Consider the following 18,573-nt stretch of genomic DNA (forward strand, 5'->3'; position numbering starts at 1 on the left):
GTATTGCTTTTTCTTTTACCCTAAAGCCTTATACAGGCATATGCCTGCCAGCCCGTCAACCTCTCAACTTAGTCAGGAATTAATCTTCAAACTGACAACTATTTTCAGTACACCTCAAACGCCCTTACGTTTGAAGTGAAACACCTAAGCGTTTTAATCAAAACGTCCTTACGTTTTGGATAAAACGTACTTATGTTTTCTTCCAAGCGCAAAGGCGTTTTTTCTGTCTAATTCTTCAGTAGAGTCTTAGTAGAAAACTTGTATTCGAGATTAATCTACAAATCATTATACATCATACTCTGAAGAGATAATGGGATTTTTACTTGCTTCATTACCAGTGAGTTATTTGTATTTATAGTTCCGCCGGAACTTTGGTTATTTCTTTCATCGGAATGCAGTCGCAGGAAGTGAAAGTTAAACCTGTTGTAAAGGTTGTATTAAAGTCTGATGCTGAAGTACTTGACGAAGTAGTAGTAACCGGATATGGTAACTTCAAAAAAGCATCCTTCACAGGTGCAGCTTCAACTGTAAATACAGGTAAATTAGAAGACGTTCCTGTTCTTTCTGTAGAAGAAAAATTGTCAGGAAGCGTACCTGGAGTATCATTTAGTTCATCATCTAGTAACCCTGGTGCTGTAAGCAGCATCCGAATCCGTGGTATGGGATCTATCAATGCAGGGAATGACCCTCTCTATGTAATCGACGGAACTCCTGTTACCAGTGGAAACGTCAGTGAGTTCTCTTACAGTGATGCCGGTACTAATATTTTGTCCACTTTGAATACTAATGATATTGAATCAATTACCGTTATTAAGGATGCTGCAGCTGCTTCACTTTACGGTTCGCGTGCTGCCAACGGTGTAATCGTCATTACAACAAAGAGCGGTAGTCAGGGAAAGACAAAAGTCAATTTCCGTAGTGACTGGGGATTCTCAAACATGGCTATCAACTATCGTCCGCAATTGAGTGGTGACGAACGCCGCGAGCTGTTGTGGACTGGCTTGAAGAATTATGGTTTGTATGGCCAGGGAGTATCTGAAGCTGAAGCTACAGCATTTGCAGATGCAAATATCGATGCCTTTGCTGCGAAACCTTCTACTGGATGGACCGATTGGAAAGATGAATTATTCAAGACTGGTGGTCATCAAAACTATCAGGTAAGTGTATCTGGTGGTGGACAAAATACCCAATTCTATACTTCTTTGTCTTACACCAAGCAGGATGGTATCGTTCAGAACCAAGGTCTGGAACGCTTCACTGGAAATGCAAACTTAACTCATACATTTAAAAGACTGACCGTTCAAGTAACAAGCCAGTTCTCTAAGATGATTCAGTCAAAAACTAATGAAGGAACGTCATACGATGGTGCAGTTGCTAACTATGCATTCTTTCAAAGTCCTTCTTCTACTCCATACAACGAAGACGGATCATTAAATAACGGTTGTGGTATGTTTGGTGTAAATCCATTATACGAATTCAACCACAGTTCTGACCGTGCTACCATCATTAAGGCTTTCAACACAATTAAAGCTACCTATAACATTTGGGATAACCTGAATTTAAGCGAAAAGATTTCTTACGACTACATGACTAATACCAACGATGTGTTGTGGGACAGAAATTCTAACAACGGTGGTCCTGGTGGTGTTATGCAACGTATCATCAACAAGAACGAACAGCTGAACACTCAGACTCAGTTGACTTATAACAAATCTTTCGGCGAACATAATATTGATGCGCTGCTGGGCTTTGAAACGGAAGATAATGTTTATGCTTATAATTATATGTCTGGACAAGATTATCCAGGTGATTTGTATGAGTTCACTAACGCAGGTTCTACTTCTGCCGACAGTAACACTCAGTCTTATCGCCTGACTTCTTTCCTTGGCCGTTTGAACTATGATTTCGGAGGTAAATATTATCTGAGCGCAAGCTATCGTACAGATGGTAGTTCACGTCTGGCTAGAGACAATCGCTGGGGTAGTTTCTGGTCTGTATCCGGTGCATGGAGATTTACCCATGAAAACTTCATGGAACCAACCAAAGAAGTACTAACTGACGGTAAAGTACGTTTGTCTTATGGTGTAAACGGCACCCAACCTTCTGACTATTACGGTTATATGAACCTATATAAATATGGACAGAAATATAACGGTATTTCAGGCATGGGTATTATCGGTATTGCTAACCCGGATTTGAAATGGGAAAAGAATAAAACTTTCAACGTAGGATTGGATTTAACTTTCCTGAATCGTTTCTCTTTAACATTTGATTACTATCAGCGTAAAACCAGCGACTTGATCTACGATCTCCCGGTTTCTCAGGTAGGTGGTTACTATGATTCAAGCTATGGTTATTATATGCCGGTAAATGTCGGTGCGTTGAAGAACAGTGGTGTGGAAGTAACAATCCAGACTACCAACTTCCAAACAGATGATTTTACCTGGACTACTTCTTTGAACATCGGTCATAACACTAACGAACTGGTAACTTTAAATGGTGAGCAAAACGAAATCGTTTCTGGACCATTAATTCACCGTATCGGTGAAGCTTACTATTCTTACTACTTGTATGAATACGCTGGTGTAGATCCACAGACAGGTAAAGAAATGTTCTACAAGAATGATGGCACAGCTGATGCACGTCAGACTACAACCAATGTATCTGAAGCCAACAAAGTAATAGTAGGTAAACATGATGCGAAAGTAGAAGGAGGTCTGACTAACAACTTGCAATGGAAATGGTTCGATTTAGGATTCACATTCACTTACTCTTTGGGTGGAGATGCTTTCGACTATGCTACATGGCAGCATACAGATGGAGGTACTTACTTGTATAATGGTGCTGTTCCGGCCTATTACAAATTAGAAGATATGTGGACTGGCCCAGGTGATACATCTGCCAAGTTACCTGCATTCCAGTATGGTAATAATGCTCAGTCCATGTCTTCACGTTGGTTAATGTCTACTGACTATCTGCGTTTGAAGAACCTGACTTTGGGTATCCGTATACCTCAGAACTGGGCAAGCAAGGCCGGTATGAGCAATGCACGTATCTACTTCTCTGGTTCAAATCTGCTGACCTGGAAGTCTAAAGACCTGACTGTAGACCCGGAAATGCCGGTTAGCGGTGTATGTACATTCGAGACTCCGGCTCTGAGAACCTTTACTTTCGGTATTGAATTGACTTTTTAACGCTAAGAATTAAAAACAAATGAGAATATTTAGACATATATTTACAGCTACGCTTGGTGTGGCAATGACCGCCAGCTTGTCATCTTGCGTCAATAACTGGTTGGACCAGACTCCAGCTGATGGTATCGATGCAGAAACAGCTATTCAAACAAGCTCAGACCTTGCTAATGTGAGAACTGGACTTTATGCTGCAGTAAAAGGAAACAGCACTTTGGTTGATTATTATGGCCGACTGATGTTTGTATACGGAGACATGAGAGGTGAAGACGTACAGTATGAATATAACAGCGGTAGTGGACGTGCCCAGTTCTATTATTACATGAACTATTCTACAGCTGATGATTTCGGTTCTTCTTCTGCTATCTGGCAGACTCCGTATGTAGTAATTGCGCGTGCAAATCGTGTAATTGAAGCTGGAGAAAGCGGTCAACTTTCAGATGCTGAAGAGGCACAGGATGAGATTGCACAATATGTAGCGGAAGCAAAAGTGCTCCGTGCAATGGCGTTGTTCGATCTGACTCGTGTTTACGGCAAGCCGTATACTATGGATCAGGGAGCATCTTTAGGTGTGCCCATCGTTACTTCTCCTATTGAAGCCAGCGAAAAGCCAGCTCGTAATACTGTTGCTGAATGTTATACAGCTATTGAAAAAGATCTGAACGATGCGATTTCTTCAGGTGCTCTGATGACTCAAAACGATGAAGACAGCAAAGGTTACATCAATATCTGGGCTGCAAAAGCTTTACAGGTTCGTGTATATATGACCAAGGGGGAATGGAGTAATGCACTGGCCGTTGCTGAAGACATCATCAACAACTCTCCTTATTCTTTATGGAGTACCTCTGAATATGTAGGAGCATGGTCTGAAGCCAATGCATCACATGCAAAGGAAATCTTGTTCGAACTAGTCATCGATGATACTACCGACTGGACTGACCGTGAAGGTATCGCATATTTATATGCCGATGTAGCCGGTGTCGGATACGGTGATGTAGTTGTTACAAAGTCCTTCTCTGATATGCTGACTTCTGATCCACAAGATGTAAGAAACAATGTTCTACAAGAGCCAATGGATTCAGAATCACCGTATGCTGGATTTAAGGTTTATATCAACAAAATGCCTGCTGTAAATGGAGATGCACGTTATGCCAATGTTCCGGTATTACGTTTGTCTGAAGTTTATCTGTCAGCAGCTGAAGCTGCATTTCAGGAAAATGACCTTAACAAGGCTGCCAGCCTGTTGAATGATATTATCAGCAATCGTACTACAGACGCGTCTAAACAGATAACTGCTGCCAACATTACACTGGATCGTATCTATACAGAACGCCGTAAGGAGCTCGTTGGTGAAGGACAACGCTATTTCGATGCAATGAGACGTGGTGAAACTATCGTCCGTTACACGTCAGAAGCTGACCGTGGCTGGCACGATGTATTGACTGAAGAAGCTAAGAGTTTTGACCGTAACTCAAAGAAGGCTCTCCCGTTAATTCCTGCATCAGAAATGAATGCAAACCCGAACATGGTTCAGAACCCTGCTTATTAATGATTACAGAAGTGAACCTTAAGAATTAAAACCCAAATTATTCATTTATAAAAGGAGTCCGAAATTACATCGGGCTCCTTTTCCTTTTATCAAAAGAATCAGAATATCTCCGATTTCCTTTGCAATAAAAAACCGGAATCACATATCTGCAATTCCGGTCATACTATATTAAGTATATAATCTGTTTTCTAATCAGAACAATTTAGCAGGATACTCACCAGCATCTACCAAAGCCTGAATCTTGTCAACTACACTCTGGCGGTCTGCAGCGTATGTCACACCGAACCACTTAGAAGTTGTATCCAAAACCTTAACAGTGGCAGTTCCTTCATTGATCAGTTTGTTCACCATCAACGGAATGAAGTATTCACATTTCAAGTTGCCGATATTTTCTTTCAGAAATTCAGCGAAATATTCTTCTGAATATTGGAAATAATCAGGAGTGAATCCCCACATATTCATTGAAACAGGAGTATTATCTTCAATACCAACCCATTCGCCATTTTCATCTTTATAAGAAACCACACCGTCTACACGCATAATTTCTGTACGTTCAACGACTGTTGTCAGATGAGCATTTTCATCAGTTGCACATACACCACGGGCAACAGTTCCACTTTCAGACAAAGTGTTTCCTACACGGAAACCTACCATGCTGTAGTCGTTCTTTGCACCTTCTGGCAATTCTGACAAGTATTTACCCAATACGGCAAAACTGTCACGTCCATAGAAGTCGTCAGCGTTGATTACGGCAAATGGTTCTTTAATTACATTCTTACCCATCAACACTGCATGATTAGTTCCCCAAGGTTTTACACGACCTTCCGGACAAGTAAAGCCAGCAGGCAGGTCGTTCAAATCCTGGAACACAACTTCTACAGGAATATGATTTTCATATTTGCTTACAATCTTTTCACGGAAATCTTTTTCAAAATCACGACGGATTACGAAGACCAATTTCCCAAAACCACCACGGATTGCATCAAAAATTGAATAATCCATGATTGTTTCACCGTTAGGACCCAGTCCATCAAGCTGTTTTAAGCCACCGTAACGACTCCCCATACCGGCAGCCAGTACAAATAAAGTTGGTTTCATAGAATTGTATTAAAATTAATAACTACGCAAAGGTAAACAAATAATGTGATTTCAAAACATTGTTCATAAACAAAATGTATCACCTTTTGGTTCTTTTTTATATATTCGCATAACTAATGATTCAATTGTATATGAAAAAATATATAAAATGGGGTGGAATTGTACTAGCAAGCCCATTTATCCTTTTTATAGTATTGTGTATATTAATCTATATACCTGCTGTCCAGAATTTTATCGTGGACAAAGCAACCTTCTATGCTTCGCAAGCTACAGGAATGAATATTCATATACAACGAATTTCACTTTCTTTTCCACTAAATTTAGTAGTCCATGAAACTACGGTTACCAATCCTCAGGATACACTCCTGAATGTAGAAAAGCTGACCGTAAAAATACAATTACTCCCTCTGGTAAAGAAGCAGATAGAGATTGATGGAGTGGAACTGAAAAACGCTTCGGTCAATACGGTTGACCTGATTGAAGGAATGTCTTTACAAGGAAACCTGGGAGAACTTTTCCTGAAATCACATGGAGTTGACTTGACGCCGGAAACTGCTATACTCAACGAGCTCACACTGAAAGATGCCAATCTGAAGCTATGTCTGGCAGATACAACCGCACAAGATACCACTCAAAGTACACCTACATTCTGGAAGTTTAAATTAGAAAAGATTGATTTGGCCAATGTGGACTTTCAGATGGATATGCCGCTTGACTCCATGAATTTAGGGCTTACAGTCGGGAATGCTTCTTTAAGAGATGGATTGGTTGACTTGCATAAAGCGGCTTATTCTGCTAAAGAATTTAAGCTTTTACAAAGTGGATTATACTATAACTCAGGGAATACACCTCCCATAGAGAAGGGATTGGATCCGTCACATATTGCAGTGACCGACATCAATTTGCAGATGGATTCTTTATACTATCAAGGGAATAATATCCGGGCATTACTGCACCAGTTCGAACTTAAAGAGCGTTCGGGACTGGAAATCAAATCGACTGAGGGACAATTACAAGCAGACGAGAAAGCCATACGTGTGCCTTCTTTACAAATCAAAACGGCAAATTCTTTTCTGGCTCTCAAGGCTACGATAGACTGGTCGGTCACCGAACAGAATCAGGACGGCGTATTGAACGGGCAATTCATGGCAGAAATCGGTAAAGCAGACTTATTCAAGCTAATACCAGATATGCCGCAAGAATTTATTCAATCCTTCCCTGCGGCTCCATTACAAGTTCGTATCGGGGTAGATGGAAGTCTGAGTGACCTGAAACTGACCACTTGTCAGGTTAAAATTCCCGATTGTTTCCGGATGGAAATGGACGGAACGGTAAAAAATGTGCTCGACAGTCTTTCCAGAGAGGGAGTCATCAACCTAAATTCAGATTTCTACAAAATGGATTTTCTGAGTAGTCTGACCGGCGGAGTAGTTATTCCGTCAGGAATGAATATTCATGGAAAGGCCGGTATGAAAGGTAACGATTTATTTACTGAAACAACATTAAGCCAGCATGAGGGAAAAGTACAACTAAATGCCGAATACAACCTTCTTAAAGAGGCTTATAAGGCAGATATACAAATCAATGAACTTAACCTGCATGATTTCCTGCCAGCTGATTCGTTGTTTTATCTCTCTGCTGGCATGCAACTTGAAGGAGCAGGAACCGACATTTTTTCTAAACAAACTACATTAACAGCCAATGCCGGACTCAATCACCTTCAATGGGGAACTCGTATCTTTTCTGGCGTACAACTTAATGCAGCCCTGAAAGAATCTAAAGCGAATCTTAATCTGGATGTAAATGACAACCTGATGAACATTTCATCCCAGTTAGATGCATCTTTACACCCTTCTGCAATTGCTGCAGATATGTTGATTCAAGTGAAGAACCTGGATTTATACGGAATGGGATTGCTCAACTCTCCGTTAAAGACTACTGAAAATATAGATATTCAGTTGAAAACGGACATGAAAAAGAGCCATGGTGTTCGTTTATCTGTAAAAGACATAAATTTAATTACTGAAAAAAAGACGTTTAAGACGAAAGACATACATTTCGGATTCAGTACTGCACGCGATTCTATCAGAAGTTATGCGAATGCGGGCGACCTTACTTTTTTATTCAGAAGCCGAGGAGGTATTGATGAATTGGGTAGTCAGGTAACCAAGCTGACTGATGCACTGAGTACACAATGGAAGCAAAAATCAATTGATCAGGTAGCTCTTCGTGAGCTGTGGCCAGAAACCCAGTTCAGAATCTTTGCAGGGAAGGACAACCCTATTTCCAATACACTGGCCATCAAAAAGATAAATTTCGACCGCATGAATGTGAATATACGCACCTCCCCTGCAGAAGGATTGAATGCATCTATGAATCTTTATGGATTAAGGACTGATAGTCTGGCTTTTGATACAATTTATTTTAATGCAACTCAGCAGCCAGAGAAGATTTTATTCAGTAGCGGAGTGATTGCCAATGACAAGCCGTTTCAGGAGGCATTCGATATTATGCTGAATGGAGATATTGGAGCTGACAAAGCAAATGCAACCATTGAATACCTGAACGGTAAAAAGGAATGTGGTGTAAATATAGGTATGGTGGCTGGTCTGCAAAAAGGTGGAATCAGTCTCCACATTACCCCATTTGATCCGATTCTGGTTTACCGCAAATTTACGGTTAATCCAGATAATTACATCTACCTGAGAGATGACGGCCGTATTATGGCTAATTTATCCATCTATGATGAATTGCGGACAGGACTCAGCTTTTATTCTACCCCTGACTCTACGGCACGACAAGATCTGACTTTGTCTCTGAGCCAAATAAATATTGGAGAATTCAAACGAGTCATTCCATATATGCCTGATATAGAAGGTATCATCAACTCTGAAGCACATTATGTACAGACAGAGGAAGGCATGGATCAAATTTCACTTGAAAATAACATCAATAAGCTTAGCTATAATGGAATAGCATTAGGGAATTGGGCTTTGAGTGCAGTTTATCTTCCTAAACAAAGCGGAGAGCAACATATCAACGGCCTCATCATGCAGAATGACAACGAAATTATCAGCATAGAAGGATCATACTTCCCTGCAGAAAAGAAAGAACAGACAGAAGACAGAATTGATGCACGTATGGCATTACATCATTTTCCACTGGAAATAGCCAATTCTTTCATTCCGGGAAAAATGGCTATGTTAAGTGGAGATATTGATGGCACCATGCACATGACCGGTAATGCGTCACAACCTCTTATGAATGGAAAAATCAATCTGGACAGTGTGAATATCTATGTTCCGCAAGCTTCTCTGAATCTTCGATTTGATGACAAGCCTGTGGAAATCAAAGATAGTAAGCTCACATTCAACCGCTTCAAGATATTCACAAAAGGAAAAACTCCGTTCACCATTGACGGAGATGTGGATATGGCAGATTTCAGCCAGATGAAGATGAATCTGAAAATGGACGCCAACAATTTTGAGTTGCTGAATGCCAAACAGACCAAACAATCGCTTGTATATGGAAAGTTGTACGTGGATTTCCACTCCACTCTCAAAGGTACGCCAGATAATATGAACATACGCGGTAATATGAATATCCTAGGTACAAGCAACTTTACCTATATCCTACAGGATTCTCCACTCACTGTAGAAGACCGTTTGGGGGAAACTGTAACCTTTACCAACTTCAGCGATACGACTTCTATACAAAGAAGAGCCCTTCCTGCACTTTCATTAGGAGGTATCGATATGCTAATGACCTTACACATAGACGAGGGAGTGCAGTGCCGTGTCAATATGGATGAAAAAGGAAGCAATTACATGTATTTTGAAGGAGGTGGCGACTTGTCTTTCCAATATACTCCGGAAGGAAATATTATTCTAAACGGAAGATATTCTCTTCTAAGTGGAGAAATGAAATACCAGCTTCCAATTATCCAGTTAAAGACATTCCATATTCAAAGCGGAAGTTACATACAATGGAGTGGAAATGCAATGAATCCCCTCATGAGTATAAAAGCCACGGAAAGAGTACGTTCTTCTGTTGCGCAAGAAGGACAAGCTTCACGCATGGTCAACTTCGATGTGGGTGTAAACATTACCAATACACTGGAGAATTTAGGATTTACCTTTATTATTGATGCACCGGATGACGGTACCATGCAAAACGAGTTGGCATCCATGTCGGCTGAAGAAAAGAATAAGGTAGCTGTAACCATGCTGGTAACAGGTATGTACCTGACAGAAGGTAGTACACTGGGAGGTGGTGGAAGCAGTGTCATGAACTCTTTCCTGCAAGACCAGATTTCTAAAGTGGCTGGAAGTGCCCTCAAGACTATTGATGTGAATTTCGGTATAGAAACCAATAACGGAGAAGAAACCGGCCAGACATCTACGGATTATAATTTCCAGTTTGCCAAGAGATTCTGGAACAACCGTATTCGAGTAGTGATTGGTGGAAAAGTATCCACAGGTAATAATGTGCAGCAGGACGAGTCTTTTATCGATAATATCTCATTGGAATATCGTTTGGACAACAGTGGTACCCGCTATGTAAAACTTTTCCATGATAAGAATTACGAAAGTGTGCTTGATGGAGAAGTCATAGAAACCGGAGCCGGTATCGTATTACGTAAGAAAGTAAGTAAAGTAGGCGAACTGTTTATTTTCAGAAAGAAGAAAAGACCACAGCCTGAAGTCGAAAAAAAAGAAGAAGATGAAAATGAGGAAGAGAAGAATAAATAAACTGTTACTGACAGGACTTCTGTTGTTTATCATAACCGGATGTTCCACAACCAAGCATCTTCCGGAAGACGAGTTGCTTTATATCGGTACACCGACTCCTAAAATTGTGGGATACAATGAAGCCGATAATGGAGAAGCAACTCTGGAAGAAGTACAAGGCGCATTGAACGTGGCACCGAACAATTCATTTTTCGGCAGCCCTAAGTATCGTATTCCCTTCCCTTTGGGATTATGGGTGTATAACCGATTTGAACGATACGAAAAAGGCATTGGCAAATGGATTTTCAAGAAACTGGCCGCCGACCCGATTTATGTATCTACCGTCAATCCTGATACCCGTACAAAGGTAGCAAGCAATGTTTTACGTGAGAATGGTTTTTTCCAAGGTAATGTGACAGTACAGGTAGATACTGCCAAGAATCCAAAGAAAGCCAAATTAAATTATACCATATACACCGGACAACGTTACAAGTTAGACTCCGTTACCTATGTAGGATTTTCACCCAAAGAAGACAGTCTGATTCAGGCGACATATAGTAAACGCCTGCTAATAAAAAAAGATGCGTTCACTGTCAATAAACTGGACGAAGAAAGAAATCGCCTGGTAGAACTATTCCGTAACAATGGATATTATTTCTATCGCCCTGACTTCATTACTTTCATGGCCGACACATTGATTCGTCCCGGTTACGTCAACTTAAGAGTTGTACAGAAACATAATATTCCGGAAGAGGGATTGCGTACTTACTACATTGGAAAGACAAGCATCAATCTGGTAGGACATAATGGAGAACAACCCAATGATTCATTGAATTTTCATAACTTCACCATCAATTATGCAGGGAAAAAGCCGGGTATACGATATGGGGTACTCCGCCGACGCTTTCTTTATAAAAGCGGAGAAATGTATTCTCAGCAACGTCAGAACTATACCCAACAAGCATTGTCCAGATTAGGCGTATTCAAATACAATGATTTCAATTATACTCCTCGTCCGGGAAGAGATACCCTGGACATTACGGTCAATGCCATGTTCGACCTACCTTACGACAGCGAACTGGAACTTAATGTCACCACCAAGAGTACCAAGCAAACAGGGCCGGGAGCCAAATTCAATCTTTCGAAAAAGAATTTCAAAAGAATGGGTGCTTCATTGAACTTAGAGTTGAAAGGTTCTTACGAATGGCAGACCAGCTCCACTGTAGACGGAGAAAGTTCTGTGATGAATTCTTACGAACTAGGGGCTGCCCTCTCTCTGAATTTTCCACGATTAGTCTTACCCTGGATTAAAAACCGGGTAGACCCCTTCCGTTTCCCATCTGAAACCAACTTTAAGATTTATGCAGAACAGGTAAACCGTGCCCGTTACTTCAAGATGTTGTCATTTGGAGGTACCGTATCCTATAGTTTTCAACCGAAACGTAGCATCAAGCATACCGTAACTCCAATTCACTTGGCGTTCAACACCTTGCAGCACCGTACTGCACGCTTTGACTCCATTGCCAACGCTAACCCGATGCTCTTCCATAGCTTGGACGACCAATTCATTCCGTCACTGACCTACACGGTTACTTACGACAATAGCTACCGGAAGAAAAAGAATCGTGTGTGGTGGGAAAATTCGCTCACCTCAGCCGGAAACGTGACATCCGTCATTTATGCAGCTTTTGGACAGAAATTCAGCAAAAAGGAGAAGGAACTATTGGGAAATCCGTTTGCACAGTTCCTGAAATATTCTTCAGAAGTAAGATATACCTACCACATCAGTGAAAAGCAGCAGTTAGCCACCCGACTGATGGGAGGTATGATATGGGCATACGGTAACAAGACAATTGCACCTTATAGTGAACAGTTCTATGTGGGAGGTGCCAACAGTATTCGTGCCTTTACCGTACGCTCCATCGGTCCGGGAAGATTCCATCCGGCCAACAACTCCGGTTATTCCTACGTAGATGAAACTGGAGACATTAAACTGGAAGCCAACCTGGAATACCGTTTCCGCATCTTATCCAATTTTTTGGGCGGAAACTTAAACGGAGCTACCTTTTTAGATGCAGGAAACGTATGGCTAATGCGCAAAGATGAAGCTCGTCCCGGTGCAGAATTCAGTCTCCGACATTTCTTTGACAGCATAGCATTAGGAACTGGAGTCGGAATTCGTTATGATCTTTCCTTCCTGATTCTGAGACTGGACTTCGGCTTTGCCCTTCATGTGCCATACGACACCGAAAAGAGTGGATACTATAATATCCCTAAATTCAAGGACGGAATGGGTATTCATTTTGCCATTGGTTATCCTTTCTAAAAACAGAGTAAACTGTCTGACAAGAAAAATTAATGAAAATACAGATTCATGAATCAAAATAAATGGCTACCTTTGCAACGTTTTTTGAAGGTATTAGCATGAATAAGTGGAAGATTTTTGCTTGTATATCCCTAATTACTCTTATGAGCGTACTCGTAGGAGCAAACTTCTTTGCGCTTTATTCCACCGTGCTCAATGAGAACAATACAACAGAGGAAAACCAATCGGCTGATTTCATCTACCAGCATCCGGACAATATTCCTTCGAAAACGCTTGACTTTCTGATAGCCAACAGACAAGCAGATATTCCGCAGAAAATTTTATTCATACAAACCCAGAAAAATTTGGACGGTAAGTTTTTCCTGCCTGTATTCTCGTTTGGACAAGACTTTATTTCCAGACCACCCACACATTTAGGGCTGGTCTGTTCTGTATATTCCACACATCCTTATACACAATTAGATAAATTCTATTATCTATATACCCTCAAAAAAATCCTTATTTAATACTATCTAAGAACAGTTTAAAATAGATTGTTCCGATACATTGCAGACAGAGGCTTGCGGTGTAACGGAAGCAATTTGCCATCTATATGTATCATCAAAAATTCTTAGATATATGTTTTTTACATTTATTATTGTCGTTATTCTGACTGCTATCGTCCTTGTTGTGGCAGCAATGACCATCGCAAAATTACTTGCTCCACGGTCATTCAATCCGCAGAAGGGAGAACCGTACGAATGTGGTATTCCTACGCGTGGACAATCATGGGTGCAATTCAAGGCAGGTTACTACCTGTTTGCTATCTTGTTCCTGATGTTCGACATTGAAACGGTATTTCTCTTTCCTTGGGCTGTAGTGGCAGACCAGGTAGGAGTATATGCACTGGTCAGTGTAGGTTTCTTCCTGGTAGTTTTAATTTTGGGCCTGGCATACGCCTGGCGGAAAGGAGCTCTTGAATGGAAGTAAAAAAAGCTACCTCTATTCGTTCTATGGAGTATGAGGACTTCAAGAACAATGATTATCTAGAAGACATGGTACGTCGTCTGAACATGGACGGTGCCGGAATCGTACTGGGAACAGTGGACGAACTGATTAACTGGGGACGAAGCAATTCGCTCTGGAGTCTGACTTTCGGAACCAGCTGTTGTGCCATCGAATTTATGGCATTAGGCGCAGCCCGTTATGACATGGCCCGCTTTGGGTTTGAAGTAACCCGAAACTCTCCTCGTCAGGCCGATATGATCATGGTATTAGGAACCATCACACACAAAATGGCTCCGGTATTAAAACGTCTATATGACCAGATGGCCGAACCTAAATACGTAGTAGCAGTAGGTGGATGTACCATCTCCGGAGGTCCTTTCATCAAATCTTACCACGTAGTAAACGGTATCGACAAGATTATTCCGGTAGACGTGTACATTCCGGGATGTCCTCCCCGTCCGGAAGCATTCTTCTATGGCATGATGCAGCTTCAACGTAAAATCAAAGTGGAGCGCTTCTTAGGAGAAGTAAACCGTAAAGAAAAAGAGGAATAAACCCTACGTAAAAAGAAAAAATGCAAATGGAAATTGAAAAAATAACAAGCATTATTCCTGAAGCCGAAATCAGCCAGACAGGAGAGACTGTCGTAAAAGTCCCGGCAGAAAAGTTACACCAGATAGCTGAGACACTACTGAATGACAAAGAAAACCCGATGGATTTCTTGCGTGATATCGTAGGAATGGACTGGGGTGAAGAAGGCTTAGGTGCGCTTTACTTACTGGAATCTACCCGCACAGGTGCAAGAATCACACTCAAAGCGGTAACAACAGACCGTGAAAAGGCATTACTTCCCACAGTAAGCGACTTGTGGAAAACCGCTCTGATTAAAGAACGTGAAGTGTACGACTTCTTCGGTATCTGCTTCCTGAATCATCCGGATATGCGCCGTATCTTCTTGCGTGAGGACTGGATTGGCTATCCTATGCGAAAGGATTATGACATGAACTCCAACCCACTTCGGATGGATAACGAGGAAAATGCCGATATGACAGATGAATACTTTCTCCGTCCCGACGGCACACTTGAGGGCCGTAAGAACGTGGTGTTTGGAGAAGATGATTTTGTAGTAAATATCGGGCCGCAGCACCCTTCTACACACGGTGTATTGCGTATGCGTACCTCTCTTGAAGGAGAAAACATTCGTAAGATTGACCCGATACTGGGATATATCCACCGAGGCATCGAAAAAATGAACGAAAGCCTCACCTACCCGCAGACATTAGCCTTGACCGACCGTCTGGACTACCTGAGTGCTCACCAGAATCGCCATGCGTTGTGTATGTGTATTGAAAAAGCTGCCGGAATAGAAGTACCGGAACGTGCTCAATACATCCGTACCATCATGGACGAGTTGCAGCGTATCGACTCACACTTGCTGTTCTACTCCTGTCTGGTCATGGATATGGGTGGACTGACTCCTTTCTTCTATGGTTTCCGTGAACGTGAGATGATTCTGGATATTTTTGAAGAAACTACCGGAGGCCGTCTGATTCAGAACTACAACATGATTGGAGGTGTACAGGCTGACATTCATCCTACCTTCCAGCAGAAGGTGAAAGACTTTATCAAACACCTGCGCAGTGTAATTCAGGACTATCATGACATCTTTACTTCAAACGTCATTGCCGATACCCGTCTGAAAGGTGTAGGAGTTTTGTCAAAGGAAGATGCCATCTCACTGGGATGTACAGGAGGTACCGGACGTGCTTCCGGATGGGCCAACGACGTGCGTAAGCATCATCCGTACGCACTCTACGACAAGGTGGACTTTAAGGAGATTGTATACACGGAAGGTGATTCCTTTGCCCGCTATATGGTACGTATGGATGAAATCATGGAGTCTTGCCATATCATCGAGCAACTGATTGACAATATTCCGGAAGGAGAATTCCGTGCCAAGACCAAACCCATCATCAAGTTGCCGGAGGGTGTATTCACTTCATCAGTAGAAACCAGTCGTGGTGAGTTTGATGTGATATTGGAGAGCCATGGTGATAAAGTTCCTTACCGTCTGCACTATCGTTCTACCGGACTACCATTGGTTCACGCCATGGACACCGTTTGCCGTGGAGCTAAAATTGCCGACTTAATTGCCATTGGAGGTACACTCGACTTTGTCATCCCTGACATTGACCGTTAATCTCCACACAAACAGAGGAACAATCATTACAGAAAACTGAAAAAATAAAAGAATTATGTTTTTAGATTATTATAATCTCAGCCCGCTGCTCATGCAGATTCATGCATTCCTTTGCAGTGTAATGCCTGAATGGCTGGCACTTACATTGGAAGGACTCGTTGTGGGAGTATTTATCCTCGTCATGTACGCGGTACTGGCCATCATTCTTATCTACATGGAACGTAAAGTCTGTGCGGCTTTCCAGTGCCGTATCGGCCCGAACCGTGTAGGAGGAAAAGGAGGTTTGTTGCAAGTACCTGCCGACGTATTGAAAATCCTTACCAAGGAAATCATCAGCCTGAAACATTCCGACCATTTTCTTTATGCTTTGGCTCCGTTCCTGGTAATTCTTGCTTCCATTCTGACATTCTCTTGTCTTCCATGGAATAAAGGTGGAGAAATCCTTCACATGAACATCGGTATCTTCTTTGTGCTGGCAGCTTCTTCCATCGGTGTATTGGGTATTTTGCTGGCCGGATGGAGTAGTAACAGTAAATATACATTGATTGGTGCCGTACGAAGTGGAGCCATGATTATCAGCTACGAGCTTTCTATCGGCCTCAGCGTACTGACCATGGTCATAATGAGTGGTGCCATGGATATTCAGACCATCGTAGAAGGTCAGGCCAACGGATGGAACATTTTCAAAGGACACATTCCTGCCATCATGGCTTTCATCATCTACCTGATTGCCGGAAACGCGGAAGCCAACCGTGGTCCGTTCGACTTGGCAGAAGCAGAACAGGAGTTGACTGCCGGATACCACACAGAATATTCTGGTATGCATTTCGGATTCTTCTATCTGGCCGAATACTTGAACCTGTTCATTACTGCCGGTATCGCCACTACATTGTTCTTGGGAGGCTGGATGCCCTTGCACATTGCCGGACTCGACGGACTGAACATGGTGATGGACTACATCCCCGGATTTGTATGGTTCATTGGAAAGACCTTCTTCATCGTCTTCCTGCTCATGTGGATTCGCTGGACCTTCCCCCGTTTGCGTATCGACCAGGTACTGACACTGGAATGGAAATACCTGATGCCGCTCTCGCTGGTCGTATTGTTATTAATGACCGTATGCAAAGTATTTGGTCTGACATTTTGATTAAAAATTTTTGACTATGAATGGATTTAAAGAATATTTAAAAGGATATGTCGGTGGAGTCAAGAGTCTGCTGGTAGGTATGCGCACTTCCATGAAGGTGTTCTGCCAGAAGAAAATTACCGAACAGTATCCTGAAAACCGCCATACTACACTTCACATTCCGGAACGTCACCGGGCCATGCTGGTGATGCCGGTGGATGAAGAAGGAAATCACCATTGCATTGCCTGCGGACTTTGCCAGATGAGCTGCCCGAACGGCACCATCCGGCTGACCACGGAAATGCGTGAGACGGAAGACGGTAAAAAGAAAAAATTCCTGGTGAAATACGAGTACAATTTAGGCTCTTGCATGTTCTGCATGCTGTGCGTCAATGCCTGCCCTCACAATGCCATTCAGTTTACGAATGACTTTGAGAATGCAGTATTCCAGAAAGAAAAACTCGTCATGACACTGAACAAGAAATAAATAAAACGAAACGGATATGAATATATCACTTCAAGAAATCGTATTTTATATCGTAGGAGCCTGTATCATTGCTTGTTCCATTTTAGCTGTCACTACAGGAAAAATCCTGCGTGCCGCTACTTATCTGCTGTTCGTTCTTTTAGGTACGGGAGCCATCTACGGAATCCTGGGCTATACCTTCCTGAGCGCCGTACAGCTGATGGTTTACGCTGGAGGTATCGTGGTGCTGTATGTATTCTCCATCCTGCTGACCCAGTCGGACAAGAATATGAAGTACAAGATAAACCGCGCCAAGCTTATCAGTGTACTGCTGACCATAGTTATCGGTGCAGCTCTCGTGCTTTTCTTAGTTATGACCAACGGATTTGCCCTGAACCTGATTCCACAGGGAGTCGAACTTCCGGTAGAAAACATCGGACATGCCTTGATTGGTACAGGGAAATACCAGTTTGTATTACCATTTGAGGTAGTCAGTGTATTGCTCTTAGCTTGTATGATTGGTGCGATACTGATTGCACGTAAACAAAAATAACACAGTAAGATTATGGAAATAGAAATTCATGTAGTTCACTACCTCGTCATCAGTACCGTTATGTTGTTTTGCGGCATCTACGGATTCTTTACCCGCAAAAACTTGCTGGCTTTGCTGATTTCGGTAGAATTGATGCTTAATGCAACCAACATCAATTTCGCGGTATTCAACCGTTATCTTTTCCCCGGACAACTGGAAGGCCATTTCTTCAGCCTGTTCGGCATAGCCATTGCCGCAGCTGAAACGGCTGTAGCCATTGCCATCATTATTAATGTGTATCGCAACCTGAAACAGGTGCTTACCGATGATATTACTGACTTGAAAGGATAACTTTCTCACATTTTATT

The 18,573-nt window shown here is 42.1% G+C and carries 13 protein-coding genes; 12 read left to right on the forward strand and 1 reads right to left on the reverse strand.

The genetic code is table 11. The features are described from left to right. The first annotated feature begins 371 nt into the window (after positions 1–371). Positions 372–3,194, forward strand: a complete 2,823-nt coding sequence (locus BACPLE_RS00435; protein ID WP_262501060.1) for a SusC/RagA family TonB-linked outer membrane protein — start codon at positions 372–374, stop codon at positions 3,192–3,194. Between the two features lie 19 nt (positions 3,195–3,213). Then, positions 3,214–4,740 carry a RagB/SusD family nutrient uptake outer membrane protein gene (locus BACPLE_RS00440; RefSeq protein ID WP_007557835.1) on the forward strand — a complete coding sequence of 509 codons (1,527 nt, stop codon included), beginning with the start codon at positions 3,214–3,216 and terminating at the stop codon, positions 4,738–4,740. A 192-nt stretch (positions 4,741–4,932) separates the two neighbouring features. On the opposite strand, the gene BACPLE_RS00445 is transcribed toward BACPLE_RS00440, so the two are convergent. Continuing rightward, entirely contained in the window at positions 4,933–5,838 is a 906-nt protein-coding gene (locus tag BACPLE_RS00445) for a glycosyltransferase family protein (protein WP_007557839.1), read from the reverse strand. A 131-nt stretch (positions 5,839–5,969) separates the two neighbouring features. Here BACPLE_RS00445 and BACPLE_RS00450 point away from each other — a divergent pair, with 131 nt between their 5' ends. The 10 genes from BACPLE_RS00450 to nuoK all read left to right on the forward strand — a co-directional run bounded on the left by BACPLE_RS00450 (position 5,970) and on the right by nuoK (position 18,556). Continuing rightward, on the forward strand, positions 5,970–10,589 hold the full coding sequence (locus BACPLE_RS00450) for a translocation/assembly module TamB domain-containing protein (RefSeq protein ID WP_040312308.1): 4,620 nt from the start codon (positions 5,970–5,972) through the stop codon (positions 10,587–10,589). Further along, a complete protein-coding gene (tamL, locus tag BACPLE_RS00455; protein WP_007557843.1) occupies positions 10,561–12,894 on the forward strand; it encodes a translocation and assembly module lipoprotein TamL in 2,334 nt (777 codons plus the stop codon). The genes BACPLE_RS00450 and tamL overlap by 29 nt, the downstream gene beginning before the upstream one ends. 143 nt (positions 12,895–13,037) lie before the next feature. Next, positions 13,038–13,400, forward strand: a complete 363-nt coding sequence (locus BACPLE_RS00460) for a hypothetical protein (RefSeq protein ID WP_040312284.1) — start codon at positions 13,038–13,040, stop codon at positions 13,398–13,400. 112 nt (positions 13,401–13,512) lie between these two features. Beyond that, positions 13,513–13,863 carry an NADH-quinone oxidoreductase subunit A gene (locus tag BACPLE_RS00465; protein ID WP_007557846.1) on the forward strand — a complete coding sequence of 117 codons (351 nt, stop codon included), beginning with the start codon at positions 13,513–13,515 and terminating at the stop codon, positions 13,861–13,863. Beyond that, positions 13,854–14,435: an NADH-quinone oxidoreductase subunit B gene (locus BACPLE_RS00470; protein ID WP_007557848.1), complete on the forward strand. Its 582-nt coding sequence runs from the start codon at positions 13,854–13,856 to the stop codon at positions 14,433–14,435. The genes BACPLE_RS00465 and BACPLE_RS00470 overlap by 10 nt, the downstream gene beginning before the upstream one ends. Before the next feature lie 26 nt (positions 14,436–14,461). Next, positions 14,462–16,081, forward strand: a complete 1,620-nt coding sequence (locus BACPLE_RS00475; RefSeq protein ID WP_040312285.1) for an NADH-quinone oxidoreductase subunit D-related protein — start codon at positions 14,462–14,464, stop codon at positions 16,079–16,081. A gap of 55 nt (positions 16,082–16,136) precedes the next feature. Beyond that, a complete protein-coding gene (nuoH, locus tag BACPLE_RS00480; protein WP_007557852.1) occupies positions 16,137–17,228 on the forward strand; it encodes an NADH-quinone oxidoreductase subunit NuoH in 1,092 nt (363 codons plus the stop codon). A 16-nt stretch (positions 17,229–17,244) separates the two neighbouring features. Beyond that, the gene (locus BACPLE_RS00485; protein ID WP_007557854.1) at positions 17,245–17,694 is read left to right on the forward strand and encodes a 4Fe-4S dicluster domain-containing protein; all 450 of its coding nucleotides are present in this window, start codon (positions 17,245–17,247) and stop codon (positions 17,692–17,694) included. Positions 17,695–17,710: 16 nt separating this feature from the next. After that, the gene (locus BACPLE_RS00490; protein WP_007557855.1) at positions 17,711–18,226 is read left to right on the forward strand and encodes an NADH-quinone oxidoreductase subunit J family protein; all 516 of its coding nucleotides are present in this window, start codon (positions 17,711–17,713) and stop codon (positions 18,224–18,226) included. Positions 18,227–18,238: 12 nt separating this feature from the next. After that, positions 18,239–18,556 (forward strand): NADH-quinone oxidoreductase subunit NuoK, encoded by a 318-nt coding sequence (gene nuoK / locus BACPLE_RS00495; protein WP_007557857.1) that lies wholly within the window; start codon positions 18,239–18,241, stop codon positions 18,554–18,556. The last annotated feature ends 17 nt before the right edge of the window (positions 18,557–18,573 follow it).

Origin of the sequence: Phocaeicola plebeius DSM 17135 (genome assembly GCF_000187895.1) — a bacterium.
Classification (GTDB): Bacteria; Bacteroidota; Bacteroidia; order Bacteroidales; family Bacteroidaceae; genus Phocaeicola; species Phocaeicola plebeius.

Bases quoted from the DNA above. Each gene is read 5' to 3' on its own strand.
- BACPLE_RS00440 (WP_007557835.1), top strand. From the start codon at position 3,214: ATGAGAATATTTAGACATATATTTACAGCTACGCTTGGTGTGGCAATG.
- BACPLE_RS00445 (WP_007557839.1), bottom strand. From the start codon at position 5,838: ATGAAACCAACTTTATTTGTACTGGCTGCCGGTATGGGGAGTCGTTAC.
- BACPLE_RS00450 (WP_040312308.1), top strand. From the start codon at position 5,970: ATGAAAAAATATATAAAATGGGGTGGAATTGTACTAGCAAGCCCATTT.
- tamL (WP_007557843.1), top strand. From the start codon at position 10,561: ATGAAAATGAGGAAGAGAAGAATAAATAAACTGTTACTGACAGGACTT.
- BACPLE_RS00460 (WP_040312284.1), top strand. From the start codon at position 13,038: ATGAGCGTACTCGTAGGAGCAAACTTCTTTGCGCTTTATTCCACCGTG.
- BACPLE_RS00465 (WP_007557846.1), top strand. From the start codon at position 13,513: ATGTTTTTTACATTTATTATTGTCGTTATTCTGACTGCTATCGTCCTT.
- BACPLE_RS00470 (WP_007557848.1), top strand. From the start codon at position 13,854: ATGGAAGTAAAAAAAGCTACCTCTATTCGTTCTATGGAGTATGAGGAC.
- BACPLE_RS00475 (WP_040312285.1), top strand. From the start codon at position 14,462: ATGGAAATTGAAAAAATAACAAGCATTATTCCTGAAGCCGAAATCAGC.
- nuoH (WP_007557852.1), top strand. From the start codon at position 16,137: ATGTTTTTAGATTATTATAATCTCAGCCCGCTGCTCATGCAGATTCAT.
- BACPLE_RS00485 (WP_007557854.1), top strand. From the start codon at position 17,245: ATGAATGGATTTAAAGAATATTTAAAAGGATATGTCGGTGGAGTCAAG.
- BACPLE_RS00490 (WP_007557855.1), top strand. From the start codon at position 17,711: ATGAATATATCACTTCAAGAAATCGTATTTTATATCGTAGGAGCCTGT.
- nuoK (WP_007557857.1), top strand. From the start codon at position 18,239: ATGGAAATAGAAATTCATGTAGTTCACTACCTCGTCATCAGTACCGTT.